Origin of the sequence: Sulfitobacter sabulilitoris (assembly GCF_005887615.1) — a bacterium.
Classification (GTDB): domain Bacteria; phylum Pseudomonadota; class Alphaproteobacteria; order Rhodobacterales; family Rhodobacteraceae; genus Sulfitobacter_E; species Sulfitobacter_E sabulilitoris.
Window position 1 is genome coordinate 66,342 of record NZ_VANS01000001.1, and the last position, 23,952, is coordinate 90,293.

At 67.1% G+C, this 23,952-nt stretch carries 27 protein-coding genes; 6 read left to right on the forward strand and 21 right to left on the reverse strand.

Annotation, left to right across the window (positions count from 1 at the left end):
• Positions 1 to 18 precede the first annotated feature (18 nt).
• Positions 19 to 348, forward strand: coding sequence for a DUF2155 domain-containing protein (locus FDT80_RS00285; RefSeq protein ID WP_342777622.1), 330 nt, complete (start codon positions 19 to 21; stop codon positions 346 to 348).
• Here FDT80_RS00285 and aat read toward each other — a convergent pair.
• The 8 genes from aat to FDT80_RS00325 form a co-directional block, all read right to left on the reverse strand.
• Complete coding sequence (aat, locus tag FDT80_RS00290) at positions 312 to 920, reverse strand: leucyl/phenylalanyl-tRNA--protein transferase (protein WP_138661721.1); 609 nt, start codon at positions 918 to 920, stop codon at positions 312 to 314. The two genes, FDT80_RS00285 and aat, sit on opposite strands and share 37 nt — an antisense overlap.
• Before the next feature lie 33 nt (positions 921 to 953).
• Positions 954 to 2,306 carry an acetyl-CoA carboxylase biotin carboxylase subunit gene (accC, locus tag FDT80_RS00295; RefSeq protein WP_138660255.1) on the reverse strand — a complete coding sequence of 451 codons (1,353 nt, stop codon included), beginning with the start codon at positions 2,304 to 2,306 and terminating at the stop codon, positions 954 to 956.
• Between the two features lie 13 nt (positions 2,307 to 2,319).
• Positions 2,320 to 2,814: an acetyl-CoA carboxylase biotin carboxyl carrier protein gene (accB, locus tag FDT80_RS00300; protein ID WP_138660256.1), complete on the reverse strand. Its 495-nt coding sequence runs from the start codon at positions 2,812 to 2,814 to the stop codon at positions 2,320 to 2,322.
• Positions 2,815 to 3,061: 247 nt separating this feature from the next.
• Positions 3,062 to 3,817 (reverse strand): ABC transporter ATP-binding protein, encoded by a 756-nt coding sequence (locus FDT80_RS00305; protein WP_138660257.1) that lies wholly within the window; start codon positions 3,815 to 3,817, stop codon positions 3,062 to 3,064.
• A 60-nt stretch (positions 3,818 to 3,877) separates the two neighbouring features.
• Positions 3,878 to 4,636, reverse strand: a complete 759-nt coding sequence (locus FDT80_RS00310; protein WP_138660258.1) for an ABC transporter ATP-binding protein — start codon at positions 4,634 to 4,636, stop codon at positions 3,878 to 3,880.
• A gap of 11 nt (positions 4,637 to 4,647) precedes the next feature.
• Positions 4,648 to 5,838, reverse strand: a complete 1,191-nt coding sequence (locus FDT80_RS00315) for a branched-chain amino acid ABC transporter permease (RefSeq protein ID WP_138660259.1) — start codon at positions 5,836 to 5,838, stop codon at positions 4,648 to 4,650.
• A 3-nt stretch (positions 5,839 to 5,841) separates the two neighbouring features.
• Positions 5,842 to 6,873 carry a branched-chain amino acid ABC transporter permease gene (locus tag FDT80_RS00320; protein WP_138660260.1) on the reverse strand — a complete coding sequence of 344 codons (1,032 nt, stop codon included), beginning with the start codon at positions 6,871 to 6,873 and terminating at the stop codon, positions 5,842 to 5,844.
• A 126-nt stretch (positions 6,874 to 6,999) separates the two neighbouring features.
• Complete coding sequence (locus tag FDT80_RS00325) at positions 7,000 to 8,364, reverse strand: substrate-binding protein (RefSeq protein ID WP_138660261.1); 1,365 nt, start codon at positions 8,362 to 8,364, stop codon at positions 7,000 to 7,002.
• Positions 8,365 to 8,600: 236 nt separating this feature from the next.
• Between FDT80_RS00325 and FDT80_RS00330 the strand changes: the two genes are divergently transcribed.
• The 5 genes from FDT80_RS00330 (at position 8,601) to FDT80_RS00350 (ending at position 14,730) form a co-directional block, all read left to right on the forward strand.
• A complete protein-coding gene (locus tag FDT80_RS00330; protein WP_138660262.1) occupies positions 8,601 to 9,917 on the forward strand; it encodes a helix-turn-helix transcriptional regulator in 1,317 nt (438 codons plus the stop codon).
• 112 nt (positions 9,918 to 10,029) lie between these two features.
• Complete coding sequence (locus FDT80_RS00335; RefSeq protein WP_138660263.1) at positions 10,030 to 10,398, forward strand: response regulator transcription factor; 369 nt, start codon at positions 10,030 to 10,032, stop codon at positions 10,396 to 10,398.
• Positions 10,399 to 10,403: 5 nt separating this feature from the next.
• Entirely contained in the window at positions 10,404 to 10,700 is a 297-nt protein-coding gene (locus FDT80_RS00340) for a hypothetical protein (protein ID WP_138660264.1), read from the forward strand.
• Positions 10,700 to 13,387: an ATP-binding protein gene (locus FDT80_RS00345; RefSeq protein ID WP_138660265.1), complete on the forward strand. Its 2,688-nt coding sequence runs from the start codon at positions 10,700 to 10,702 to the stop codon at positions 13,385 to 13,387. Before FDT80_RS00340 ends, FDT80_RS00345 begins: the two co-directional genes overlap by 1 nt.
• 116 nt (positions 13,388 to 13,503) lie before the next feature.
• A complete protein-coding gene (locus FDT80_RS00350) occupies positions 13,504 to 14,730 on the forward strand; it encodes a FliM/FliN family flagellar motor switch protein (protein ID WP_170311750.1) in 1,227 nt (408 codons plus the stop codon).
• On the opposite strand, the gene FDT80_RS00355 is transcribed toward FDT80_RS00350, so the two are convergent.
• The 13 genes from FDT80_RS00355 to FDT80_RS00415 all read right to left on the reverse strand — a co-directional run bounded on the left by FDT80_RS00355 (position 14,727) and on the right by FDT80_RS00415 (position 23,818).
• Positions 14,727 to 15,152 (reverse strand): protein tyrosine phosphatase family protein, encoded by a 426-nt coding sequence (locus FDT80_RS00355; RefSeq protein WP_138660267.1) that lies wholly within the window; start codon positions 15,150 to 15,152, stop codon positions 14,727 to 14,729. The two genes, FDT80_RS00350 and FDT80_RS00355, sit on opposite strands and share 4 nt — an antisense overlap.
• A gap of 9 nt (positions 15,153 to 15,161) precedes the next feature.
• On the reverse strand, positions 15,162 to 15,593 hold the full coding sequence (locus FDT80_RS00360; RefSeq protein WP_138660268.1) for a DUF6691 family protein: 432 nt from the start codon (positions 15,591 to 15,593) through the stop codon (positions 15,162 to 15,164).
• Entirely contained in the window at positions 15,593 to 16,021 is a 429-nt protein-coding gene (locus FDT80_RS00365) for a YeeE/YedE family protein (protein ID WP_138660269.1), read from the reverse strand. Before FDT80_RS00365 ends, FDT80_RS00360 begins: the two co-directional genes overlap by 1 nt.
• A 104-nt stretch (positions 16,022 to 16,125) precedes the next feature.
• A complete protein-coding gene (locus FDT80_RS00370; protein ID WP_138660270.1) occupies positions 16,126 to 16,368 on the reverse strand; it encodes a hypothetical protein in 243 nt (80 codons plus the stop codon).
• 49 nt (positions 16,369 to 16,417) lie between these two features.
• Positions 16,418 to 17,236 (reverse strand): TonB family protein, encoded by an 819-nt coding sequence (locus tag FDT80_RS00375; protein ID WP_138660271.1) that lies wholly within the window; start codon positions 17,234 to 17,236, stop codon positions 16,418 to 16,420.
• Positions 17,236 to 17,622 carry an ExbD/TolR family protein gene (locus tag FDT80_RS00380; protein WP_342777624.1) on the reverse strand — a complete coding sequence of 129 codons (387 nt, stop codon included), beginning with the start codon at positions 17,620 to 17,622 and terminating at the stop codon, positions 17,236 to 17,238. Before FDT80_RS00380 ends, FDT80_RS00375 begins: the two co-directional genes overlap by 1 nt.
• Complete coding sequence (locus tag FDT80_RS00385; protein ID WP_138660272.1) at positions 17,619 to 18,002, reverse strand: ExbD/TolR family protein; 384 nt, start codon at positions 18,000 to 18,002, stop codon at positions 17,619 to 17,621. The genes FDT80_RS00380 and FDT80_RS00385 overlap by 4 nt, the downstream gene beginning before the upstream one ends.
• Positions 18,002 to 18,646, reverse strand: a complete 645-nt coding sequence (locus FDT80_RS00390) for a MotA/TolQ/ExbB proton channel family protein (protein ID WP_138660273.1) — start codon at positions 18,644 to 18,646, stop codon at positions 18,002 to 18,004. The genes FDT80_RS00385 and FDT80_RS00390 overlap by 1 nt, the downstream gene beginning before the upstream one ends.
• Positions 18,643 to 19,434, reverse strand: coding sequence for a cobalamin-binding protein (locus tag FDT80_RS00395; RefSeq protein WP_170311751.1), 792 nt, complete (start codon positions 19,432 to 19,434; stop codon positions 18,643 to 18,645). Before FDT80_RS00395 ends, FDT80_RS00390 begins: the two co-directional genes overlap by 4 nt.
• Entirely contained in the window at positions 19,434 to 20,201 is a 768-nt protein-coding gene (locus tag FDT80_RS00400; RefSeq protein WP_138660274.1) for an ABC transporter ATP-binding protein, read from the reverse strand. Before FDT80_RS00400 ends, FDT80_RS00395 begins: the two co-directional genes overlap by 1 nt.
• Positions 20,198 to 21,178, reverse strand: coding sequence for a FecCD family ABC transporter permease (locus tag FDT80_RS00405; RefSeq protein WP_138660275.1), 981 nt, complete (start codon positions 21,176 to 21,178; stop codon positions 20,198 to 20,200). Before FDT80_RS00405 ends, FDT80_RS00400 begins: the two co-directional genes overlap by 4 nt.
• Complete coding sequence (locus tag FDT80_RS00410; protein WP_246039771.1) at positions 21,175 to 22,020, reverse strand: ABC transporter substrate-binding protein; 846 nt, start codon at positions 22,018 to 22,020, stop codon at positions 21,175 to 21,177. Before FDT80_RS00410 ends, FDT80_RS00405 begins: the two co-directional genes overlap by 4 nt.
• Positions 22,007 to 23,818 (reverse strand): TonB-dependent receptor plug domain-containing protein, encoded by a 1,812-nt coding sequence (locus FDT80_RS00415; protein ID WP_138660277.1) that lies wholly within the window; start codon positions 23,816 to 23,818, stop codon positions 22,007 to 22,009. Before FDT80_RS00415 ends, FDT80_RS00410 begins: the two co-directional genes overlap by 14 nt.
• Positions 23,819 to 23,952 lie beyond the last annotated feature (134 nt).

Here is a 23,952-nt window from a genome sequence, read left to right on the forward strand (position 1 = left end):
GCTGCCGGGATGGCCGTGATGAGCGTCGTCGCCTTGGATGCGCAGGAACAGGTCAGCCAGGCCCCCGGTGCGGTGCTGCGGGGGCTCGACAAGATCAACGGCGTCACCAGCGACATCGAACTGGCCGCCGGCACCACCGCGGCCTTTGGCACCCTGCAGATCACGCTGGACGATTGCCGGTATCCGGTGGGCAACCCGGCCGGCAACGCCTATGCGGCGCTGGAAATCTCGGAAATGGGGCAAACCGGCACGCTGTTCAGCGGCTGGATGGTCGCGTCGGCCCCGGCGCTGAGCGCGATGGATCACCCGCGCTACGATGTCTGGGTCATGAGCTGCACCACGTCCTGAGGGGAGCGCACGGGCGGCGCATTGAACTCCGCCTCGCGCGCCAGCGCGGCGTCCAGCCTCTTGTGATACTCCTCGCGGCTGATCTCCTGCCCGCCGAGGCGTAGCAAGTGGTCGGTCACGAACTGCGTATCGAACAGCGTGAACCCCGCCTCGCACAGCCGCCCGACAAGGCAGGCCAGCGCGATCTTCGACGCGTTGGTGCGCCGCGAAAACATGCTTTCACCGAAAAACGCAGCGCCCAACGTGACGCCATAGACGCCACCGACCAGCACGGCACCCTCCCAGACTTCGATGGAATGGGCCTGTCCACGGGCATGCAGGGCAAGGTACAGATCGCGGATTTCCGCGTTGATCCAGGTGTCGGCGCGATCCGCGCAACCTTCGACCACACCGGCGAAATCCTGATCGTAACTGATCTCGAACCGGGTGTTCCGCATCGCGCGGCGCAGCGACCGCGACGCGTGAAACCCCTCCAGCGGCAGGATCCCGCGCCGCCGCGGATCGACCCAGAAGATATCCGGGTCGTCGCGGTGTTCGGCCATCGGAAAGATCCCGATGGAATACCCATGCATCAGCAATTCCGGCGTCAGCACGTAGTCCGCCGATCAACTGGTGCCGAGATTGGTCTCGAGCCAATGCTCCAGCCAGTGGATGTTATAGGTGCCGTTCAGCACGTCCGGCTCCTCGAGCAGGGCATGAAACAGCGGTACGGTCGTGTCCACGCCGTCCACGATCAGCTCTCCCAGGGCCCGGTGCAGACGCGCCAGCGCCTCGGGCCGGTCGCGGCCATGCACGATCAGCTTGCCGATAAGGCTGTCGTAATAGGGCGGGATCTTGTAGCCGTCGTACAGTGCACTATCCATTCGCACGCCCAACCCGCCGGGCGCATGGTACTGCGTGATCCGGCCCGGACAGGGCGAAAAGGTCGGCAGCTTTTCGGCGTTGATCCGGACTTCGATGGCGTGGCCGTTGATCTTCAGGTCGTCCTGGGCGAACGACATCGGCAGCCCGGCGGCCACGCGGATCTGTTCGCGCACAAGATCCACGCCAAAGATGCCTTCGGTCACCGGATGTTCCACCTGCAGGCGGGTGTTCATTTCGATGAAAAAGAACTCGCCGTTCTCATAGAGGAATTCGATCGTTCCCGCGCCGATATAGTTGATCCGCGCCACCGCATCGGCACAGGTCTTGCCGATCCGCGCGCGTTCCTCGGGGGTGATGACGGGGCCGGGGGCCTCCTCGAACACTTTCTGGTGGCGGCGTTGCAGCGAGCAGTCGCGCTCGCCCAGATGCACCGCGTTGCCCTTGCCATCGCCAAAAACCTGGATTTCGATGTGGCGCGGCGTGGTCAGGTATTTCTCGATATAGACTTCGTCGTTGCCGAAGTTCGACTTGCCCTCGGCCCGCGCGGTCATGAACGCCTTTTCCATGTCACGCGCGGTCTGTGCGACCTTCATGCCGCGCCCGCCACCGCCGGCGGTGGCCTTGATGATCACCGGGTATCCGATCTCATCGCCCAGGCGCTTGGCGTCCTCCAGCGTGGCGACACCGCCGTCGCTGCCGGGCACACAGGGCACGCCGAGCTTTTTCATCGTCTCCTTGGCGGTGATCTTGTCGCCCATGATGCGGATATGTTCGGCGGTGGGGCCGATAAAAGTCAGGTCGTGATCTTCCACCACCTGCACAAAGCCCGCATTTTCGCTCAGAAAGCCATAGCCGGGGTGGATCGCCTCCGCGCCGGTGATCTCACAGGCGGAAATGATCGCGGGTATCGACAGATAGCTTTGCGTGCTCGACGGCGGGCCGATGCAGACGCTCTCGTCGGCCATGCGCACATGCATCGCGTCGCTGTCGGCGGTGGAGTGGACGGCTACCGTTCCGATGCCCATCTCGCGCGCGGCGCGCACGACGCGGAGCGCGATTTCACCGCGGTTTGCAATCAGGATTTTCTTGAACATGACGCTGCGCCCCTTACTCGAGGATCACAAGCGGCGTGCCGTATTCGACCGCCGCGCCGTCCTCGACGATGATGCGCTTGATCGTGCCCGCGCGCGGAGCGGGGATGTGGTTCATCGTCTTCATCGCCTCGACGATCAGCAGCGTGTCGCCCTCCGCGACCTGCGTGCCGACGCTGATGAATGGCGCAGCGCCCGGTTCGGCCTGCATGTAGACCGTGCCCACCATCGGCGACGACACGGCGCCGGGGTGATCGGCGGGGTCTTCGGACGCGGCGGCCGCCGGTGCGGGCGCGGCGGCGGCGGGCGCGTTTGTCGGCGTCGGTGCGCTGGCTGCCGAAAACATCTGTGCGACGGGCTGTTGTTCCATCTTGCGGCTGACCCGCACGTTCAGGCTGTCGTCTTCGCCATAGTCGCGTTTGACTTGCAATTCAGTCAGATCGTTTGCGCGTAGCAGTTCCGCCAGGGCCTGAATAAAGGCCACATCTGCATCATGGTTCGTCTTCGTCATAGCTATCCTCGACCGGTTCCAGGCGGGCCCTTGTCAGTCCGGCCCCTGCCATTTGCCCCAGCTTATAGGGCATGGGTTGACCTTATGAAAGCCGCCTCTTGCCAGCATGGGGTTCCCGCGGCGCGCGGCAAAGTCAAAAGGGCGCGCGATCCACCGATCGCACGCCCTGCCGCATGTTTCTTTTGGCCTGAAAACACCTCGGGGTCAGGGGCAGAGCCCCGACATCGCCCGCCGCCCGCGCGCGGCCTCAGATCGCGAGGTATTCCTCGCGCAGTTCCTTGTTGTCCAGCACGTCGGCGGCGGTCCCGTCGAACACGATGCCACCGGTATCCAGAATCACCGCCCGGTCCGCCAGTTGCAGCGCGCGCACCGCGTTTTGCTCGACGATCACGGTGGTGATGCCCTGATCCTTGATGATCCGAAGGGTCTTTTCGATCTCGTCCACGATCACCGGCGCGAGACCCTCGTAGGGTTCGTCCAGCAGCAGCACCTTGATGTCGCGCGCCAACGCCCGGGCAATCGCCAGCATCTGCTGCTCACCGCCCGACAGGGTCACGCCCTCCTGCGCGCGCCGCTCGCCAAGACGCGGAAACAGCTCGTACAGCCGCTCGATCGACCAGCCGACGGGCGGCGCGATCTGCGCCAGCTTCAGGTTCTCCTCGACGGTCAGACCGGGGATGATCCTCCGGTCTTCGGGCACAAGTCCAAGCCCCGCGGCAGAGGCCTCGTGGCTTGCCATGTTGTGCAACGGCTGGTGATCGAGCCAGATCTCGCCCCTGCGCACCTGCGGATTATCAAGCCGCGCAATCGCGCGCAACGTCGACGTCTTGCCCGCGCCGTTGCGCCCCAGCAGAGCTAGGATTTCACCTTCGTGCACGTTAAAGCTGACGCCCTGCACGATATAGCTTTCGCCGTAGTAGGCATGCATGTCCCAGACCGACAGAAAGGCGGGTGCAGTGGCGGCATGGTTGGCATTCTTGGAAAAGTCCGGCTTCACGTTCATGGCTGTCTCCTCGCGGTGGGGGGCGGGGCAGGGCGCGGGGCCCTGCTTGGCGTCCTTGGGTTAATGCGCGGTCTCGCCCAGATAGGCTTCGCGCACCTTGGGGTGGCCCTTGATCTTGTCGGGGGTGTCCTCGACCAGCGGGGTGCCCTGGGCCAGGACGGTGATCCGCTGCGCGAGAGAAAACACCACGTGCATATCATGTTCGATGATGGCGATCGTGATGTCGCGCTCGTCGCTGATCTGCTTGAGCAGGTCGATGGTGTTGTTGGTGTCGGCGCGCGCCATGCCCGCCGTCGGCTCGTCCAGCAGCAAAAGCCGCGGATCCTGCGCCAGGCACATGCCGATCTCAAGCCGCCGCTTGTCGCCGCGCGACAGCGACGAGGCGTGCATATGCCGCTTTTCGATCATGTTCATGTCCGACAGCATCGCTTCGGCCTTGTCGATCACGTCGTGCTGGTTCACCACCCGGGTGATCGCGTTCAATTCGAACGCGCCGTCGCGCTTGGCGAAACACGGGATCAGCATGTTTTCCATCACCGTCAGATCGCCAAAGATCTCGGGCGTCTGAAACACGCGGGAAATGCCCATCTGGTTGATCTCGTAGGGTTTGCGCCCCAGCACCGACTGCCCGTCGAACATCACCGATCCGGTGTCCGGGATCAGTTTGCCCACCAGGCAGTTCAGCAGCGTGGACTTGCCCGCGCCGTTGGGCCCGATGATCGCATGGACGGACCCCTCCGCGATGCTCAGGTTCACGTCGCCCAGTGCCTGCAGGCCGCCAAAGCGTTTTCCGACGTTCTTGACTTCAAGGATACCCATTGGACCCCTCCTTATTCCGCAGGTTCGGTTTTGCCGCTGGCGCTGTCGTCCTTGGCGGGTTTGCGGCGCAGCAACCGGCCGATGCGCTGACCGCCCTCGACCAGGCCGCCGGGCAGGAAGGTCACCACCAGCATGAACATGATACCCAGCGTCAGGCTCCAGCCCTTGCCGACGAAGGGGTGCACCAGCGTGACCATCAGGTCCTCGATGCCATCGGGCATGAACGAAAACCAGCTGTGCAGCACGCTGTCGTTGATCTTGGAAAAGATGTTTTCGAAGTATTTGATGAAACCCGCGCCCAGCACCGGACCGATCAGCGTGCCGGCCCCGCCCAGGATGGTCATCAGGACGACTTCGCCGGATGCGGTCCATTGCATCCGCTCGGCCCCCGCCAGCGGATCCATCGCCGCCAGCAGCCCCCCCGCCAGTCCGGCATACATGCCCGAGATGACAAAGGCCGCGAGGGTGTAGGGCTTGGTGTTGAGCCCGGTGTAGTTCATCCGCTGCTGGTTCGATTTCACCGCCCGCAGCATCATGCCGAAGGGCGAGCGGAAGATGCGGACCGACAGGTAGAAACACAGCAGCATGATTACCGCACAGACGTAGTAGCCGACCGAGAAGGTGAAGGACCAGCCGCCCAGGAACAATGTGGTCGCGTCGTTCATCTCCGCCCCGAAGAGGTTGGGATAGCGCGCCGCGCCCGCCCCATCCAGGATACGCGGATCGGACAGGGAAATCTGCAGACCCGTTTCACCGTTGGTGATCGGCGTAAGCACCGAATAGGCAAGGTTGAACGACATCTGCGCGAAGGCCAGCGTCAGGATCGAGAAATAGATGCCAGAGCGCCGCAGGCTGACGTAGCCGATCACGACCGAGAACAGCCCCGCCACGATGACCGACAGCGCAATCGCCGGAATCACGTTCATCGTCAGCAGCTTCATCATCCAGACCGCCGAATACGATCCGACCCCCAGAAAGGCCGCGTGCCCGAAGGACAGATACCCGGTGAGGCCGAACAGGATGTTGAACCCGATGGCGAAGATGCCGAAGATGACGAAACGCTGCATCAGATCCGGATAACCCGCGTTGAACTGCGCCATCGCGCTGTCGGCGGGAAACGGGTTGAGGATGAACGGAGCGAACATCGTCAGCATTGCCACGATCAGCAGGAGCGTGGTGTCTTTGGTATTGAGACCGAACATGGCTTATTCCTCCATCACGCCCTTGCGGCCCATCAGGCCGCGGGGGCGCGTCAGCAAGATGATGATTGCGACGACATAAATGATGATCTGGTCGATCCCGGGCAGCAGGTCCTTGACCTCGTTCATCGAGGCAAAGGATTCGAGGATGCCCAGCATGAACCCGGCCAGTACGGCACCGGGCAGCGACCCCATGCCGCCGACGACGACCACCACGAAGCTGAGCACCAGGAAGTCCATGCCCATGTGGTAGTTGGGGCTGTTGATGGGCGCGTACATCACGCCCGCCAGTCCGGCCACCGCCGCGGCGATCCCGAACATGATGGTGAACCGCTTGTCGATGTTGATGCCCAGCAGGCCCACGGTTTCGCGGTCCGCCATGCCGGCGCGGACGACCATGCCGAAGGTGGTGAATTGCAGGAAGGCAAAGACCGCCCCGATGATTATCGCCGAAAAGGCGAAGTAGACCAATCGCCAGTAGGGATAGATAATCGCGTTGGGATCAAAGCCCAGCAGCACACCGAAGTCGAAGGAGCCGCGGAACATGTCGGGCGCGGGCGTCGGGATCGGGTTGGCGCCGTAGAAATACTTGATGATTTCCTGCAGCACGATGGCCAACCCGAAGGTCACGAGGATCTGGTCCGCGTGCGGGCGCTTGTAGAAATGCTTGATCAGCCCGCGCTCCATCACGAAGCCGATGGCGATCATCACCGGAACCGCCATCACAATGGCGATGGGCACGGCCCAGTCTATTATGGTCGATCCGATATTCGGCCCGAACCAGCTTTCAACATAGGTCGAACTGACCTTGAGCGGATTGCCGAGAAAGTCTTTCTTCGTCTCGTCAATGGTCTCGTAACTGAGCGTCAGGAACCGCTGCATCGTGACGGCACAGAAGGCGCCGATCATGAACAGGGCGCCATGCGCAAAGTTCACGACGCCAAGCGTTCCGAAGATCAGCGTCAGCCCCAAAGCGATCAGCGCATAGGCCGACCCCTTGTCGAGGCCATTGAGAAGTTGAAGGAGTATCGCGTCCATGAGATCACCACCTGTCGGGTTTGTGGTCATTGCGCCGCTTGTCGGCCAAAGCGGCCGGCCAAGGGGCGGAGCGGGTCGAGGCCGGGCTGCGCGCCCGGCCTCTGGTCAAAGGCAAACCGGGGCCGTTTATGCGCCGGGGTTGCATTCGCCCAATGCGCCACCGGCGAACATCGGATGCTCGGGATCGTAGGTGACCTGCTCGGCCGGGGTCACTTCGACGATTTCGACAAGGTTGAATTCGTCGCTCGGGTCTTCCGCGCCGCGCACGACCAGCACGTCCTTGAAGCACTGGTGATCGTCGGCACGATAGAGCGTCGGACCGTTGCCCAGACCGTCGAATTCAAAGCCCGCGAGGGCCTCGCCCACGGCGCAGGGGTTGAACGAACCCGCACGTGCCACGGCATCCGCATAGAGCAGCGTCTGCGCATAGCAGGTCTGGGCGGCCTGGCTGGGCGGGAAGCCGTACTTGGTGCCGAAGGACTGGACGAAGGCGTTGGTGCCCGCGTAGCGGTCGCCCATCTGGTTTTCGAGCTTCCAGTCCCAGTTCTGCGAACCGACGATGCCCTTGATGTTCTGACCGGCACCCTTGGCCATCAGCTCGGAGTAGAGCGGCACGACGATCTCGAAGTTCTTGCCATTCACCTGTTTGTCGCGCAGGCCGAACTGGACCGCGTTGGTCAGCGAATTGACCATGTTCCCGCCGTAGTGGTTCAGAACCAGCACATCCGCGCCGGAGTTCAGCACGGGCGCGATATACGACGAGAAGTCGGTCGCGGCGAGCGGCGTGCGCACGTCGTTGATGGTGGACCAGCCCATGGCTTCGGTCGCGGCCTGGATCGATTCCTGCTGCGTCCAGCCCCAGGTGTAGTCGGCCGTCAGGTGATAGGCCGCGCGGTCGTCGCCATAGAGGTTCTTGAGCACGGGCGCCAGCGCCGCAGCCGACATATACGCGTTAAAGAAGTGACGGAAGCCATTGGCTTTCTTGTCTTTTCCTGTCGTATCGTTGGAGTGCGTCAGGCCGGCCATGAAGATGACGCCGGCTTCCTGGCAGAGGCCCTGAACGGCCACGGCCACGCCCGAGGACGAACCGCCGGAGATCATGATCGCGCCGTCTTTTTCGATCATCGACTTGGCGGAGGCGCGCGCGGCATCCGATTTCGTCTGGGTGTCGCCGGTCACGTACTGGACCTTCTTGCCCATGATGCCGTTGCCTTCCAGCGCCTTCGAGGAGAAGGTGTTGAGCATGCCGCCGTCACCCCCGCCATTGAGGTGCTCGACCGCCAGTTCAAACGCGCGCAGCTCGTCCGCGCCTTCGTCGGCATAGGGGCCGGTCTGGGGCACGTTGAAGCCCAGTGTCACGGTGTCGCCGGTCGGTGCGTTGGTAAATCCGGAATGTGCGGCCGCCGACAGATAGGTCGGCAGCGCCAGACCCGCGCCGGCAACTGCGCCGGTCTGCAGCACGCCGCGACGTGTCAGGTTCATCTTGGACATGAAAATCCTCCCAATTGTTTTGATCGTGGCTGGCCGGAACCTCCCCCAAGCCGGCCACGAGGCACAAAGGTGCAAAGACGTTATCGCCTGATTTGTGAAAATTGCGCAATAACCCCCTTGATAAAAACGATAATTTTGTAAATAACTGCACAAGGATTTGCCCGGACTTGTAAATTACATGATGTTGCAGCGCAGAAACCCGTTGATATTGCGGCAAAATGAACCCCCGGTGGCCCATGCCGCGTGAGGGGCTGACCGGCAGCCGCATCCGCGAACGCCGCGGTGTGGTCGGCTTCAAGCAGGCCGAACTGGCGCGCAAGATCGGGATCTCGGCCTCGTACCTCAATCTCATCGAACACAACCGCCGCAGAATCGGCGGGAAACTTCTGCTCAACATCGCCCGCGTGCTGGGGGTGGAGCCGTCGATGCTGACCGAAGGCGCCGAGGTCGCGCTGATCGCCACGCTGCGCGAGGCGGCGCTGGATGCCGGGCTGCCCCCGTCCGACGCCGAATATGCCGAGGACTTCGCCGGCCGCTTTCCCGGCTGGGCCGAAGCGATGGCCCGCACGCACCGCCGCATCGCCGCGCTCGAGCGCACGATCGAGACGCTGACCGACCGTCTGGCGCATGACCCGCAGCTTGCGGCCTCGGTGCACGAATTGCTGACCACCGCCGCCGCGATCCGCGCCACGGCCGCCATTCTGGCCGAGGAGCCGGATATTTCCGACGAATGGCGCAACCGGTTTCACGCCAACATCAACGACGACAGCCGCCGCCTTGCCGACAGCTCCAAGGCGCTCGTGGCGTATCTCGATGACGATCAGGGCGGCAGCGATGCCGCCAGTTCCCCGCAAGAAGAGGTCGAGGCGTTCTTGTCGGCCAACGACTATTCCTTTCCCGAACTCGAGGCGGGAGAGGCGAGCATCGACGACATGATCGACGCGGCCGGTGACGGCAAGGACGGCGGGCCGCTGCGGTCGGTCGCGGCCCGCCACATCGCACGCGGTGTGCTGGATCGGGTGGTGCGCGATGCCGCCCAAGTGCCGATGTCGCGGCTGTGCGACGCGCTTGGCGGTGCGCCCCCCGATCCCGCCGCCCTGAGCCGCAGTTTCGATGCGCCCGTGCCGATGATCCTGCGCCGTCTGGCGTCGGTTCCGGGGCTGGCGGCGGGGCTGGTGGTCTGCGATCGCTCTGGCAGCCTGATCTTTCGTCGGCCCCTACCGGGGTTCGACATTCCGCGCTTCGGGGCGTGCTGCCCGCTCTGGCCGCTGTTTGCGGTGCTGGGGCATCCGGGGCAGGTGATGCACGACCGGGTGGCGCAGCTTGGGCGCGGCCAGGCGGAATTCGATACCTACGCCGCGTCGGGCACGGTGGGCAACCCGGTCTATAATGCGGCCCCGCTGGTGCAGGCGACGATGCTGATCCTGCCTCGCCCCGCGTCCGAGGGGGCGGCCGCGGGCGATGTGCTGCGTGTCGGATCGACATGCCGCGTCTGCCCGCGCGACGGCTGCCCGGGCCGCCGCGAACCGTCGATCCTGAGCGAAGGATTTTGACAGGGCCCGCAAAAGCGGGAATACTTCAATCGCCGGACGGCACAGGAGGCAGCCCCGCCAGGGGCTGGCCCGTCCGGCACAGAACGAGAAATTTCGGGGGGAGGCACCGGACATGGGCAAGCATGTGCTGCTGGTCGAGGACGAGCTGAACATCGTCGAGGCGATGCGCTTTTTGCTGAGCCGCGACGGCTGGCGGGTCGAGGCCCATTCCGATGGCGCCAGCGCGGTCGAGGTCATTCGCGGCACCCGGCCGGATCTGGTGGTGCTGGACGTGATGCTGCCCGGCAAGAGCGGGTTCGATATTCTGGGCGAGCTGCGCGAGGACGCGACCACCGCCGACCTGCCTGTGCTGATGCTGACCGCACGCGGCCAGGCCCGGGATCGCGACATGGCCGAAAAGGCCGGCGTGAGCCGTTTCATGACCAAGCCGTTTTCCAACACCGAAGTCCTCAATGCCGTCCGCGACCTGATGCGGGGCTGACGCCGATGCCCCAGCCCGGAACCCCCCTTTTTCTTGAGCGCCGCAGTTATCGCGTGCGCAGGGTCATGGATGCGGTGCGGCTTTTGCCGGTCCTGGGGCTGGCGCTTTGGATGGTGCCGCTGCTCTGGCCGGTGGCCGATCCGCTGCCCCCGGTGCAGGACGGCGCCGCCACACCCGTGTCGATGAGTGCCGCGCTGACCTATATCTTCGGTGTCTGGGCCGGGTTGATCGTGCTGTGCCTGCTGCTGTGGTCGCGCGCGCGGCGCATCCCGCCCGATACCGCGCCGTCGGGACAGGGCTGATGGCATCGCTCAACACCCTGATCGCGGTGTGCCTGATCTATGTGGCGTTCCTGTTCGGCGTGGCGTTCGCGGCCGAACGCGCGGGCATTCGCGGGCGCGCGGGCTGGCTGCTGCGCTCGCCCTTGGTCTATACGCTGTCGCTGTCGATCTATTGCACCGCCTGGACGTTTTACGGCGCCGTCGGCTATGCCGCGCGGTCGGGGCTGGAATATGTCACCATCTACCTCGGCCCCAGCCTCGTGATGATCGGATGGTGGTGGGTGCTGCGCCGCCTGGTGCGGATCGGGCGCAGTCACAAGGTCACCTCGATCGCCGACCTGATCTCCTCGCGCTATGGCAAGTCGAACACGCTGGCCATCGTCGTGACGCTGATGGCGGTGATCGGCGTCACCCCCTACATCGCGCTGCAACTGCAATCCGTGACCCTGTCGCTGTCGATCTTCGCAAGCGCCGAAGGGGCCGCGACACGGATCGACAGCGCGTCCTCGGCGCTGTGGGTCGCGGCGGGGCTGGCGCTTTTCACGGTTCTGTTCGGCACCCGCAACCTCAACGCCAATGAACGTCACCACGGCGTCGTCATCGCCGTCGCGGTCGAGGCCGTGGTCAAGCTGGTGGCCTTGCTGGCCGTGGGTATCTTTGTGGTCTGGGGGGTCGCGGGCGGCCTGCCGCAGACGCTCGCGCGGATCGACGCCTCGCCCATCGGCACATGGCAGATGCAGGGCAGCCGCTGGGCCGCGCTGACGGTGTTGTCGGCGGCGGCATTCTTGTGCCTGCCGCGCATGTTCCAGGTGATGGTGGTCGAAAACGACGACGAACGGCACCTTCAGATCGCAAGTTGGGCCTTTCCGCTCTACCTCATGCTCATGAGCCTGTTCGTGGTGCCGATTGCCGTCGTCGGGCTCGACCTGTTGCCGCCGGGGTCCAATCCCGACCTCTTCGTGCTGTCGCTGCCGCTCAGCCAGGGGCGCGACGGGCTGGCGACGCTGTCGTTCCTGGGCGGGTTTTCATCGGCCACGTCGATGGTGATCGTGGCCACGCTGGCGCTGTCGACGATGGTGTCGAACCACGTCGTCATGCCGATCTGGCTGACGCTGCGCACCGGCGGGGCGACGCAGTCGGGCGATGTGCGCGACGTGGTCATATTTGCGCGCCGGGTGTCGATCCTGGTCATCATCGCGCTGGGGTACGTCTATTACCGCGCCTCCGGCGGGTCGGGCGCGCTGGCGGCGATCGGCCTGATTTCATTCGCCGGTGTGGCGCAGTTCCTGCCCGTGACGCTGGGCGGAATTTTCTGGCGCGGCGCTACGCGGATGGGGGCGCTGGTGGGGTTGGGCACGGGCTTTGGCCTGTGGGTCTATACCATGCTGCTGCCCGGGTTCGGCGCGGGGGCGATCCTGCCCGCCGGGGTGATCGACGCGGGCCCCTGGGGCATTTCGTGGCTGCGCCCGCAGGCGCTCTTCGGGGTCGAGGGGCTCGACCCCACGGTGCATGCCGTGCTCTGGAGCCTTGCGCTCAATTCACTGTCGTTCGTCGTGGTGTCGCTGGTCACCTTTCCGCGCCCGCTGGAACGGTTGCAGGGCGCGCAATTCGTCAACATATTCGATCACTCGGGCCAGGCCCGCGGCTGGAACGCCAGTGTCGCCGAAAGCGAGGACCTGATGATCATGGCGCAGCGCATCCTGGGCGCGGCCGAGGCGCAGAGCCTGTTCCAGTCGGAGGCGCGGCGCCAGGGGCTGTCGGGGCATCTGCCAGAACCCACGCCCAAGTTCGTGCAGGGGCTGGAGCGTGAACTGGCGGGCTCTGTCGGGGCGGCCACGGCGCATGCGATGATCGGCCAGATCGTCGGCGGCACGTCGGTGTCGGTGCAGGATCTGATGGCGGTGGCCGACGAATCCGCGCAGATGCTGGAATACTCCAGCCAGCTCGAGGCGAAATCGCGCGAGTTGAGCCAGACCGCCGCGCAACTGCGCGAAGCGAACGAGAAGCTGACCGAACTGTCGCTGCAAAAGGATGCGTTCCTCAGCCAGATCAGCCACGAGTTGCGCACGCCGATGACGTCCATCCGGGCATTTTCGGAAATCCTGCGCGATACCGAAGGGCTGCACCCGGAGGAAAAGACCAAATATGCGTCGATCATCCATGTGGAGACGATCCGCCTGACCCGGCTGCTGGACGATCTTCTGGACCTCAGCGTGCTGGAAAACGGCCAGGTCACCCTGAACCGGCAGAGCGGCGCGCTGTCGGATGTGCTGGATCATGCGATCACCACCGCGCAGGCCAGCACGGATGGCCGCATCGCGATCCGGCGCAGTCGCGGCAACGAGGCGGTCATGCTGCAGACCGATCTGGACCGGCTGAGCCAGGTTTTCATCAACCTGATCACCAACGCGCAGAAATACTGCGCGGCGGATGCGCCCGCGCTGACCATCGACGTCGCACGCGACGGCGGTGCGGTGGTCGTCGATTTCATCGACAACGGCAGCGGGATACCGGCGCAGGCGCGGCAGGTGATGTTCGAAAAGTTCAGCCGTCTCGGCCTGCAGGACAACAAGGGCGCGGGGCTTGGCCTCGCGATCTGCCGCGAGATCATGCACCGGCTGGGCGGCGACGTGGTGTACCGCACCGGCACCGGCGGGACGGCCTTTCGGGTGATCCTGCCGCAGGCGCAATCGCTTGCGGCGCAATAGCGCGCGGGACCGGTGCGGGCGCGATACGCGTCTTGGCGCCGATCTAAAGACGTTGGTAACCAATGACCGCTATGCCTGCGGGTCAGGACCACGGGCGGCGAGGATTTCGGCACAGGATGGGCACGTCACACGACAACGCGCCGTTGCGGCGCAAGGCGCAGGCCGGGCGCCAGACCCATCAGGCGCGGGCGATGTCGGTGCCCAAGGCGCTGCGCGTGGCGATGGCGAAATCGGCCGACAGCCTGTTCGACATGGCATTGTCGGTCATCGGGGCGACCACCAGACGCTGTGCCGCCGAGGGGCTGGAACAGGAAATCGACGCAGGCGCGCTTTTGCTGTTGCTTGATGGCCCCGACCGGCGCGTCGGGGCGGCACTGCTGGCCCCGACGGTGGTGGGGGCGCTGATCCAGCAGCAGACGACGGGCCGCGTGACGCCCGACACCGCGGTGGATCAGCCGCGCGCGATGACGGCCACCGACGCGGCGCTCGTGGCGCCCCTGATCGACGCCCTGTTTTCGCGGGCGGCGCCCTTGCTGGAAACGGCGACGGACCGGGCCCTGCTGGGCGAATACCGTTTCGGCAGCCGCGCCGAGGGGGAACGCCTGTTGCTCATGGCGCTTGAGGCGCAGAATTACGAGGTGGTTCGGCTGACGCTGGATGTGGCGGCGGGCGCGCGGCAGGGCATGCTGACCCTGATCCTCCCGGTGCTTGACCCGCACGACCTGGCCCCGACGGGAACAGCCGCAGCACCGGGCGATCAAGATCGCGGCCCCGCCCGGTCCGGCGAGCAGCCCCGGTCGCGCGCCGCGATGTCGAAGGTGGCGATGCAACTGCCGACCGACCTTACCGCCGCGCTGTGCCGGATCCGGCTGACGGTGGGAAAATTGGGGCGGCTGGCCCCGGGTGACCTGCTCGACCTGCCTGCCGACGCCTTTGCCCAGACCTGCGTGACCACATCCAGGGGGCGGGTGCTGTCTGCCGGGGTTCTGGGGCAGGTCGATGGCAAGCGCGCCGTTCGGTTGGTCGGGCTGTCGGGCGCGGCGCGGCGCGGGGCGGCGCAGGGCGCGGGGGGCATGGATCTGCCGGATCTGGGCCAGGGGGCGGCACCCGCCACCGCCACCGCCACCGTGGCCGGCCGTCGCCTGCCGCAATCCTCCGGATTGGCCGCAGGCCCCGCCGAAGACCTCGAAACGGCGCTCGATCTTTCCGGTATTCCCGATCTTGATCTTCCGGACCTGCCCGAACTGCCGGCCACCGACGACATCATGCCCGACATGTCCGATCTACCTGAGTTGGACGATCTGCCCAGCCTGGACGATCTGCCCAAGATCAACATCGCCTAGCGGGCGGATGCGGCCTCCAGCGTGGGGCGCAGGTTTTCCAGGTCGTAGCCGCCCGCGCGGGCGGCGGCGATGATGTCGTCCACCGGCCGCGACCCTGCTTCGCCCAGGGCCCAGGCGATGGTCGACCGGGTGCCCGAGGCGCAATAGGCCAGCACCTTGCCGTTCGCCGCCTCTGCCAGCGCGCGGTTGTGCGCGATCACGTCGGGGGTCATCGTCTGGTGGGTCAGGGGCTGTTGCGCGAAGGCGATACCAGCCGCTTCTGCCGCGGCCTTGATGGCGGCGGCCTGATGGCTGGGCGGCACCTCGGCATCGGGGCGATTGCACAGGATCAGGGTAAAGCCCGCCGTGGCCAGGGCGGGCATGTCGCCCGGATCGATCTGCGGTGCGGCGAAAAAGCGGGGGGTGATCTGACGGATATCCATGCGCTCTGATTACGCCCTGCGCGCGGCACTGTCCAGACGGGCGCGCAGCGGCGGGGCCGCGATCATGCCAGCCAGCATCGAGACGAAAAACACGATCCCGCCAGTCTGACCATAGCTGAGCGAGGCGATGGCCGGGCCGGGGCACAGACCCACCAGGCCCCAGCCGATCCCGAACAGCAGACCACCCGCCAACAGCGCGGGATCGAGCCGCGGATCGGGCCGCGTCGGAAAGGACCCGCCGGTGGCCGGTGCGCGCCCGATCGTGAGCCGCCAGGCCAACGCCATCGGCAGAATGGCCCCGCCCATCACGAACATGAGCGTCGGATCCCAGTCGCCGAAGATGTCGAGAAACCCCAGAACGCGGGTCGTGTCGGTCATGCCCGACAGATGCAGGCCCGCGCCGAACAGCCCGCCTGCGATCAAGGCGATGACGCGCCGCATCACAGTGCTCCCAGCAGCGCGCGCACCGCCGCCACGGTCAGAACGCCGGCACCGATGTAGACCAGCGTCGCGACGATGCCGCGCGGGCTGAGCCGGCTGATGCCGCACACGCCGTGCCCGGACGTACACCCGTTGCCGATGCGCGTGCCCAGCCCCACCAGCACGCCGGCCGGCACGATCAGCCAGATGTCGCCCGTCACCCCGGTATCGACCCGCGCCCCGCCAAGGTAGTGCAGCGCGGCGGGCACCGCGATCAGGGCCGCCAGAAACGCCAACCGCTCGGCGGCCGTGTCGCGCCCGCTGGTGTCGACCAGGCCGCCGATGATGCCGCTGGCGCCCATGATGCGCCCGTTACCCAGCAGGTAGACGGCCCCCGCAAGCCCGATCAGACCGCCGCCGACGAGCCCCCAAATCCACGCGATATCCATTGTCTGGCTTGTCCCTTCTGATGATGCCGGGCATCCGGCCCCAAGTCTGTGCGGCTTATGACCCGAGGGGCCGGTGCGGTGCAAGGGGCGCGCGCCAGGTGCGTCTAGCCCAGCAGGATGCCCACAACCACCATCATCAGCCCGATCACCGACAAGAACAGCGCGCCGAGGTTCAGCGGCAGCACGGCTTGCAGAACGGCGCGCATCTGGTCTTCGGGCAGGGCGGCGCGGCGGGCGCGCATGACCCGCAGGATGCACCAGACGAGACCCAGAAGGCCCACGACCGACACGGCGGCCCCGCCCCAGATCATCAGGTCGAAGGCGGAGAGGGAGACAGTGTTATCCATGCCTCACGCGCTAGCCAATCGCGCGGCGATTGACAAGCCCCGAAGGCGTCTAGCGCGTGAAGGTCAGCGCGAGGCTGAAGGAATAGCTGGCCTGCGTCAGCCCGGCGGGTGCACCGGCGAAGCGGCCCGCCTGTGTGACGGCCCTGAGCGCGGCGCGATCCAGGGCGGCGCTGCCCGAACTGGCGACCACCTGCGCGCCCTCAAGCCGTCCGTTGCGCGCCACGGTCAGTGCCAGCCTGGTCGTGCCGCTGTCGCGGCTGCCGCGCGGATAGGTCATGTTGCGGCGCACCCGTGCATAGATGTCCGCGCCCCAGGTCGCGCGCAGCGCATTCGTCTGCGCCGGGCTCAGCGCCTGCGAGGCATTGTTGCCGCCGCTGCCCGAAACCTCCGAGCGGGCCTTGCCGCGGGCGGTTCGGTGTGCTGCGGCGGCCTGTGACGGTGCGGGCGTCTTGGCCGCCGTCGCGGTCTGCCTGTCGGGTCGTGGCCTGGGGCGGGCGACCTCGGTCGGGGCCGGTCTGGGCGCGGCGGTTGCGGTGTCGATGCGCGGCAGGGACGGCGCGGTCGGGGCCGCGATGGCGGGCATCGGCCGCAGGCGCGCGGGCGTGTCGCCGACCGGGGCAGGCGGCGGCGCAGCCTGGTGCGGGGCCGGGGCCTGCGCCACGGGCAGGGGGACCGGGGCCACATCCGGCGGGCGGGTCCAGCCATTGACGAGTGCGGCCTGGCTTGCGCTGGCCGCGCTGACGCTGATCCTGTCGGTGCCCTGATCGCCTGCGGCGGTCGCGCCCTGCGGCTGCGGGCTGGCCGCCCAAAGGCCCAGGTGCACGCCGGTCGCGAGGCTCAGGAAAAGGGCTGCCTCGATCACGCGCATCAGCGATCTCCGGTCACGAGGCGGGTGGCGGTGACACCCGCCGCCGCCAGTTTCGGCAAGAGCGCGGCCAGCACCGTGGCGGGCAGGGCCGCATCCGCGCGCAGGTCAAGCGGCCCGGTCGCATCCCGCGCGGCAATGGACGAGATCGCCGCGTCGCCCGTCAGACCGCCGTAGGACAGTTCGCCATCGGCGGCCACGTACAGAACATCGCGCCCCGGCGCGTCGCCCGCCGCATCGCTGCCCGGCGGGGTCACGTCGAACGGCTCCGGCGGGGCGATCTGGGCGCTCATCAGGAAAAAGATCAGCAGCAGGAACACGACATTGATCATCGGTACGATGTTCTCGGTCCGGCGACGGCGTGGGCGCGGCGGGCCGATCTGCATCATTGCCCCTCCACGAGGACAAGCCGTTCAAGGCCCGCGGCGCGCAGCGTATCGATGACGGTGACCAGCCGTTGCACGTCGGCCCCCTCAAGCGGGCGCAGGATGACGGTGTCGGAGGGGTCCCGCATCAACGGATCGAGTGCGGCGGCCAGGCCCGGCAGGTCGATCGCGCCGCCGTTCAGCCTGACACCGGCGGGCGTCACATCGACCAGCCGGGGTGGCCCGGCATAGGGCGCGCCGACCCCCGCGGTGGTCAGCGGCAGGGTGAAATCCTGCCCGAAGCGTGCAACCAGCATGAAGAACACCAAAAGCAGAAACACCACGTCGATCATCGGCGTGAGGCTGGGGCCGCGGCGCGGGCGGGGCGGGGCGAACCGGAACATCAGTCGCGCCGCCCCTGCAATGGGCCGCGGGTGAAGACGCGGGTCGCCGCGTCCTCCATGTCGGCCTGAAGCCGGTCGCAGAGGCTTTCGAACCAGGCCAGCGCCACGCCCGCCGGGATCGCCACGGCCATGCCGGCGGCTGTGGTCAGCAACGCCTCCCAGATGCCGCCCGCAAGGGCCGCGGGATCGGCGCGGCTGCCGGCCTCCTGCAGGGCCTGGAACGCGCCGATCATGCCCAGCACGGTGCCAAGCAACCCCAGCAGCGGCGCGATGGTCGATATGAGTTCCAGCGCGCGCAGACCCCGCCGCGCCTCGGCCAGATCGGCGCGGGCGTGACGCTGGGTTTCCTCGCGCGCCTGCGGTTCGCTGAGCGACGGATCGCGGCGCGCGGCCATCGCCACGCGCACCAGCCGCGCGCGCAGCGACCGGCGGCCCGCCACGCGCGCCGCGGCCTCCTCGGCCTGTCCCGCCTCCCACGCGGCCAGCGCGGCATGCGTCGCCGCGCCCGACCACGCGCCCATCATCGCCAGCCGCCACAGCTTCCACATCACCAGCGCAAGCGTCAGCACCGACAGCGCCGCGATGACCCAAAGCGTCGGGCCGCCGCGCTCCAGAAAAGCGATCAGATCGGCGGGCAGGATCATGGGAATACCTCCTCTGGACCCCAGAGCGCGCGCAGGATGGCGTCGAGCCCATCGCTGAGCGCCGCCGGGCCGGGTTGCAGGATCAGGGGCGATTTTATCTCGTGGATGTGCCCGCCCGCAACGGCGGGGATCGCACCCCAACCGGGGCGGGCGGCGATCTTTTCGGGCCGCACCTTCTTGCCGCACCACGAGGCGAGGATCACATCCGGCGCGGCGTCGATCACAAGGCCGGGGTCGAGGATGCGGGCCCGTGCACCCTGCGCGCCGCGCAGATGGGCAAAGACGTCGCGCCCGCCCGCGATCTCGATCAACTCGCTGACCCACCCGATGCCGGCGATGGGCGGATCGTCCCATTCTTCGAAATACACGGCCGGGCGGCGCGGCCATGTGCTGTTGCGCAGCCGGTTCAGGCGTGCGTCATACCGCGCCGCCAGCGCCGTGGCCTGCGCGGCGCAGTGGGTCAGCGCGCCCAGGGTGCGGATCATGTCGAGAATTCCCGCCACGGAGCGTTGGTTGAAGCCATGCACCGCGATGCCCTGCCGGATGAGGTCCGCGGCGATATCGGCCTGCAGGTCGGAAAAGGTCAGCACCAGATCGGGCTTGAGCGCCACGATCTTGGGCACGTCGGCGCTGGTGAAGGCGCCGACGCGCGGCTTGTCGCGGCGCACTTGCGGGGGCCTGACGGCATAGCCCGTCACACCGACGATGCGGTCTTGCTGGCCCAGCAGATACAGGGTTTCGACGGTTTCCTCGGTCAGGCAGACGATGCGTTCGGGGGGGTAGGCCATCAGCCGTCCTCCCGCAGGATGTCCAGGGGTTGAAACACCGGGCCCTGCGCGGTCTGTTCGAAAAAGGCCGAGACGCCAAAGACCTGGCGCAGGTTGGCCTGGGTCAGGACCTCCGCGGGCGGACCATCGGCCACCAGCCGCCCGGCCCCCAGCAGCACAAGCCGGGTGCAGTGCCGCGCGGCCAGGCCCAGATCGTGCAGCGAGGCGATGACCGACCGCCCGCCGCGCGCCAGGCCCGCAAAGATCTGCATCGTGGCGATCTGGCCCGCCGGGTCCAGACCCGCGATGGGTTCGTCCGCCATCAGCAGCGGCGTGTCCTGCGCCAGCGCGCGCGCGATCAGCACCCGCGCCTGTTCGCCACCCGAAAGCTGCGTCGCGGTGCGGGTGCGAAGCCCGTCGAGCCCCATGTGGGCGATCGCCGCGTCCACGGCGCGCCGGTCCGTGTCGCGCAGCCGCGCGCCGCGTGGCAGATGCGGGATGCGCCCCAGTGCGATCAGGGTCTCGACGCTCACCGGCCAGGCGATTTCGCGGGTCTGGGGCATCCAGGCGCAAGCCTGTGCGCGGGCGCGCTCGGGCAGGGCGGCCAGCGACGAATGTCCGCGATGCGGCAGCAGCCCCAGTGCCCCGCGCATCAAGGTGGTCTTGCCCGCGCCATTTGGACCGATCAGCCCGACGCATTCGCCGGGCCCGACCGCCAGCGTCACCGCGTCGATCACCGGGCAGGCGCCGCGCAGAACGGTCAGCTTGTCGAGGGTCAGGCGGGTCATCGCATCTCGCCCCGCGTCTTGTAGATCAGGTGCAAGAACAGCGGCGCGCCCACCAGCGCCATCAGCACGCCCAGCTTCAGGTCACGCTCCGGCAGCAGGACGCGCACCGCGATGTCAGCGGCCAGCACCATCGCCGCCCCCCCGAGCGCCGACGCCCACAAAAGCCGCGAGGGCCGCCCGCCGACGAAGGGGCGCAGCACATGCGGCACGACCAGGCCGACAAATCCGATGGCCCCCGCCACCGCCGTGGCCGCGCCGACGCTGGCCGCCGTGCCCACCACCAACGCCAGACGCACCCGCGGCAGCGCCACGCCCATCGCCTGCGCCGCGTCCTCGCCCAGCGTCAGCGCATCGAGGCCGCGCCCCAGCGCGCCCAGCAGCGCCCAGCCCACGACCATGAACGGCAGGGCGATCCAGACATGCGACAGCGACCGGTCGGCCAGCGACCCCAACATCCAGAACACGATATCGGCGGCGGCAAAGGGGTTGGGCGACAGGTTCAGCACCAGCGAAGTCAGCGCCGAGGCGAGCGCCGAGATGGCGATCCCCGCGAGGATCAGCGTCAGCGAGGATCCGCGCGGCCCTGCCAGCGTGAGGATCAGGGCCACCGCCACCAGCGCGGAGGCCAGCGCCGCTGTCGGCAGGGCCAGCGCGAACCACAGCGCCGCCCCGGTCTGCAACGCCAGCACGGCCCCCAGCCCCGCGGCCGCCGACACGCCGATCAACCCCGGTTCGGCCAGCGGATTGCGCAGGTAGCCCTGCATTGCGGCCCCCGCCAGGCCCAGCGACCCGCCCACCATCATCCCCAGCAGCGCACGCGGCAGGCGGATTTCACGCATCACGACGCTGAGCGGTGTGCCATCGTCGCGGATCAGTGCCAGCAGGCTTTGCCCGGCGGTGACCGGCACGGCGCCCGTGACCAGCGACCCGATGAAAAGCGCCGCGCAGAGCAGTGACAGGACCAGCGCCAGCCTCATTGCACGGCCTTGAGCGACAGGCGCAGATCGCGCAGGGACCGGATGGCGCGCAGCACGTGCGGCGTGCCGCAGATCCAGTCGCGATCGGTGATCCGGCCGGCGATCCGGGTGCCTGCCAGCGCATGGAGGGCCAGGTGGTCGAGCGTCGCCTCGGCGCGCGCATCGCCCGGATAGTCGCGGCCCTGAATGATCACATCAGGGGCCAGCATCACCAGCCGCTCCAGCGGCAGGGTGCCGCCCGCGGTCAGGCCCGCCTCTGACGCGACATTGGCGAAACCGGCGGCGCGCAGGATGTCGCCCGCCAGCGTCTTGTCGCCCGAGGTATAGGCGTTGACGTAATAAAGCGCGGCGCGCGGCCGGGCCGCGCCGGGTGCGGCGGCCAGAGCGGCCAGATCGCCGTGGAACCGCGCGATCAAATCGGCGGCGGCGTCCTCGCGCCCCAGCAGCGCGCCCATCTGCACGATCCGGTCGGGAATGTCGGCCAACGACTGCGCGGGGGTGAATTGGACCACGTCCAATCCCAGGCTGCGCAGCAGGGTCACGGTCGCGGGTGCGGTGAAGGTGCCCGCCAGAACCAGATCGGGCGCCAGAAGAAAGACTTCCTCCGCGCCCGAGCCATTGGCGGGCAGGGTGCGCGCGGTCTGCGCCATGACCGAGCTGTCCGCGTCATGTGACAGCCGCGAGACGGAGACGAGTTGCCCCGGCGCGGCCAGCATCAAGGCAAGCTGATCGGTGCACAGATTGACCGAGACGACACGCCGGGGCGCATCGCCCGCCATGGCCGCCGTGGCGGCACCGGCCCAGGCCAGCACCGCCAGAGCGAGGAGGTCAGAACGACGCACGGACACCGAAGTAGACCGCCCGGTCGGATGTGCCATAGCCTGCGGAGGTCTGGTATTCCTCGTCAAAGAGGTTCTCGATCCGCAGGTAGGCATCGGTCTGATCGGTGATCGCATAGCCGATGGTTGCGTTCACGACCGTGTAATCGGCCTGCGGCATCGCCGGAAAGCCTTCGTCGGCGCGGCCCGCGATATGGTTGAGGGCAAGCTGCGTGCTCCACTGATCGGTCCATTGCGCATCGACGCCCAGCACGACGTTGTGCTCCGGCACGCGCAGCAACTGGTTGCCGTTGCGGTCCTCGGCGCGAGTATAGGTATAGCCGCCAAAAGCCATGATGCGATCGTTCAACGGCACTTCGCCGGTCAGCTCGACCCCGCGGGTGCGGCTGGTGCCGGGGATCTGCGTATAGGTGGTGGTCCCGAAGTCGATCAGGTTCTCGATCTCGGTGTAGAAGAGGGTCGCCTTGACCCCAGCGCCATTGGCATAGTCGTGCGCGACGCCGACCTCGGCGCTGCGGCTTTCCTCGGGCTCCAGGGTCGGGTCGCCGAAGGGGCCGAACAGTTCGTACAGCGACGGCGCGCGGAAGCCGTTGCCGATGGAGGCGCGCAGGCGCGTGTTGCCCGACAGGCGGTGAACGATGGCCGCGCGGTTCGACTGAAACCCGCCGAATTCGGAGTGGTCGTCATAGCGGCGCGTCAGGGTCAGGTCGGTATTGGCCCCCAGCATGTATTGCGATTCGATAAAGACCGCCGCGATGTCGTATTCGCCGGTCACGGTGTCGGCGGCGAATTCCTCCTCGGTATAGCTGAGCCCGAATGCCAGATCGACATTGCGGATCCGGGTCACGCCCTTGTACTCGGCTTCGCGCCGCTCGCCTTCGAAGCGGTTGGTGAACCCGACCGGGTATTCGCGGGTGATCTTGGAATAGTTCAGCGCAAAGCTGTGATCGATCCGGTCGCCGTCATGGGCGAGCGACAGGCGCGCCGTCGAGCGTTTCGCGAATTCGCGGTCATCGCTGTCGGCGATGACGAAATTGGGGGGAGGGAACCCATCCTGATCCGTTTCGGTGTCCAGATGGCTCAGGACAAGACCCAGGGTCAGCCGGTCGGTGGCGCGGATATCGGCCGTCAGCGTCGCCTGGGTGCCGGAAAAGCCGTCGTCCTCGGTGTTGCCGTCGTTTTCATCCGCGGCGGAAAAGCCGTCGGTGACATAGCGCGCAAAGGTGAAGGCCAGATCGGCGCGGTCGGTGCGGGTCAGCACGGCCAGCGATGCGGACCGGGTGTTGTAGCTGCCGTATTCCGCGCCCAGGCGCAGTTCGGTGCCTGGACGGGTGGGGCGCAGGGTGGTGATATTGACCACGCCGCCGATCGCCTCGGACCCGTAAAGCGCCGATTGCGACCCCTTGAGCACTTCGATCCGGCCGATGCCGGAGGTCAGAAGCCCGCCGAAGCTGAACTGGGTCTGCGGTCCGGACGGATCGGTCACGTCGATGCCGTTGATGTACACGGGCACATAGCGCGCGGGCAGTCCGCGCAGGCTGATGTTGCTGGCGGCGCCGACACCGCCGTTGCCCGCCACGGTGATGCCCGGCAAGCGTGTCAGCACATCGACGACCTGGACCGTGCCGGAGGCCTGCACCTCGTCTTCGGTGACGATTTCGACCGTGGCCCCGGTGCGGTCGGTGGCGCGGGGGGTCTCGTTGGCAAAGACGGTGATCTCGCCCAGGTCAAAGTTGTCTTGGGCGGTGGCGGGAAGTGCCACGAGGGCCATAAGGCTGGCGGTGGTAAGAAGGTGTTTCAAGCTGGTGCCCTTTCCAGAGCGATGCCCGCGATCGCGCGGGGACGTTGATAGCAATGCAGGGGGAAAGGGAATGGCCCCTTCCCGCAAACGGTGAAGCGCCACCACATGCGGGACATGCCGCCGACCGATGCGCA

Coding starts and splice junctions, on each gene's coding strand:
- FDT80_RS00335 (WP_138660263.1), top strand. CDS start 10,030: ATGGGCAAGCATGTGCTGCTGGTCGAGGACGAGCTGAACATCGTCGAG.
- FDT80_RS00395 (WP_170311751.1), bottom strand. CDS start 19,434: ATGGCCTACCCCCCCGAACGCATCGTCTGCCTGACCGAGGAAACCGTC.
- FDT80_RS00360 (WP_138660268.1), bottom strand. CDS start 15,593: ATGCGGCGCGTCATCGCCTTGATCGCAGGCGGGCTGTTCGGCGCGGGC.
- FDT80_RS00355 (WP_138660267.1), bottom strand. CDS start 15,152: ATGGATATCCGTCAGATCACCCCCCGCTTTTTCGCCGCACCGCAGATC.
- FDT80_RS00375 (WP_138660271.1), bottom strand. CDS start 17,236: ATGCGCGTGATCGAGGCAGCCCTTTTCCTGAGCCTCGCGACCGGCGTG.
- FDT80_RS00320 (WP_138660260.1), bottom strand. CDS start 6,873: ATGGACGCGATACTCCTTCAACTTCTCAATGGCCTCGACAAGGGGTCG.
- FDT80_RS00330 (WP_138660262.1), top strand. CDS start 8,601: ATGCCGCGTGAGGGGCTGACCGGCAGCCGCATCCGCGAACGCCGCGGT.
- FDT80_RS00345 (WP_138660265.1), top strand. CDS start 10,700: ATGGCATCGCTCAACACCCTGATCGCGGTGTGCCTGATCTATGTGGCG.
- FDT80_RS00310 (WP_138660258.1), bottom strand. CDS start 4,636: ATGGGTATCCTTGAAGTCAAGAACGTCGGAAAACGCTTTGGCGGCCTG.
- FDT80_RS00365 (WP_138660269.1), bottom strand. CDS start 16,021: ATGGATATCGCGTGGATTTGGGGGCTCGTCGGCGGCGGTCTGATCGGG.
- FDT80_RS00350 (WP_170311750.1), top strand. CDS start 13,504: ATGGGCACGTCACACGACAACGCGCCGTTGCGGCGCAAGGCGCAGGCC.
- aat (WP_138661721.1), bottom strand. CDS start 920: ATGCATGGGTATTCCATCGGGATCTTTCCGATGGCCGAACACCGCGAC.
- FDT80_RS00305 (WP_138660257.1), bottom strand. CDS start 3,817: ATGAACGTGAAGCCGGACTTTTCCAAGAATGCCAACCATGCCGCCACT.
- accC (WP_138660255.1), bottom strand. CDS start 2,306: ATGTTCAAGAAAATCCTGATTGCAAACCGCGGTGAAATCGCGCTCCGC.
- FDT80_RS00370 (WP_138660270.1), bottom strand. CDS start 16,368: ATGGATAACACTGTCTCCCTCTCCGCCTTCGACCTGATGATCTGGGGC.
- FDT80_RS00380 (WP_342777624.1), bottom strand. CDS start 17,622: ATGATGCAGATCGGCCCGCCGCGCCCACGCCGTCGCCGGACCGAGAAC.
- FDT80_RS00390 (WP_138660273.1), bottom strand. CDS start 18,646: ATGATCCTGCCCGCCGATCTGATCGCTTTTCTGGAGCGCGGCGGCCCG.
- FDT80_RS00325 (WP_138660261.1), bottom strand. CDS start 8,364: ATGTCCAAGATGAACCTGACACGTCGCGGCGTGCTGCAGACCGGCGCA.
- accB (WP_138660256.1), bottom strand. CDS start 2,814: ATGACGAAGACGAACCATGATGCAGATGTGGCCTTTATTCAGGCCCTG.
- FDT80_RS00405 (WP_138660275.1), bottom strand. CDS start 21,178: ATGAGGCTGGCGCTGGTCCTGTCACTGCTCTGCGCGGCGCTTTTCATC.
- FDT80_RS00340 (WP_138660264.1), top strand. CDS start 10,404: ATGCCCCAGCCCGGAACCCCCCTTTTTCTTGAGCGCCGCAGTTATCGC.
- FDT80_RS00315 (WP_138660259.1), bottom strand. CDS start 5,838: ATGTTCGGTCTCAATACCAAAGACACCACGCTCCTGCTGATCGTGGCA.
- FDT80_RS00285 (WP_342777622.1), top strand. CDS start 19: ATGAGCGTCGTCGCCTTGGATGCGCAGGAACAGGTCAGCCAGGCCCCC.
- FDT80_RS00400 (WP_138660274.1), bottom strand. CDS start 20,201: ATGACCCGCCTGACCCTCGACAAGCTGACCGTTCTGCGCGGCGCCTGC.
- FDT80_RS00385 (WP_138660272.1), bottom strand. CDS start 18,002: ATGTTCCGGTTCGCCCCGCCCCGCCCGCGCCGCGGCCCCAGCCTCACG.